The sequence below is a fragment of the Micrococcus sp. TCR-5 genome (assembly GCF_052220525.1).
GTDB classification, from domain to species: Bacteria; Actinomycetota; Actinomycetes; order Actinomycetales; family Micrococcaceae; genus Micrococcus; species Micrococcus luteus.
In genome coordinates this window covers 1-588 of the sequence record NZ_JBQPDO010000044.1, presented here as the reverse complement: position 1 = coordinate 588, position 588 = coordinate 1, and the positions used below count along the sequence as shown (strand labels likewise).

The following is a 588-nucleotide window of genomic DNA, read 5'->3' as shown; positions in this document are numbered from 1 at the left end:
CTGTTGGTCGTGTAGATGACCTTGCGGAGCATGGGTGGGAACTGCAGGAACGGGATGAACCGCTCCCAGGAGTTCGCCCAGGTCGCGGCTGCAGACGGGTACTTCGTGCCGAGCTCGGAGGCCTCGAACTCGGCCAGCGCCTTCCTCGCGGTCTCTTCGTTGGGGGCGGTGTAGATCGGCTTCAGCGCGGCGGCGACCTTCTTGCGGTCCTGGTAGGCCACGAACCGCATCGCGGCCCGGATCAGGTGAACCACGCAGGTCTGGACCATCGAGTCCGGCCACGTCGCCTCGATCGCCTCCGGCAGGCCCTTGAGCCCGTCGCAGCACACGATCAGCACGTCCTGCACGCCCCGGTTGGCGAGATCGGCGCAGACGTGGGCCCAGAACGCCGAGCCCTCGGTGTCCTGGACCCAGATCCCCAGCACGTGCTTGATGCCCTCGAGGTCCACGCCGACGGCGATGTAGGCGGCACGGTTGAGGACCTGGCTGTTCTCTCGGATCTTGATCCGGATTGCGTCGAGATAGATCACCGGATAGAACTCCTCCAGCGGCCGCGACTGCCACGCCAGGACCTCTTCGCTCACGGCG

At 66.3% G+C, this 588-nt stretch carries 1 pseudogene; it reads right to left on the bottom strand.

The features are described from left to right. Window positions 1-588: pseudogene (locus tag ACTSKS_RS11030) on the bottom strand (IS256-like element ISMlu11 family transposase); the annotation flags it as partial.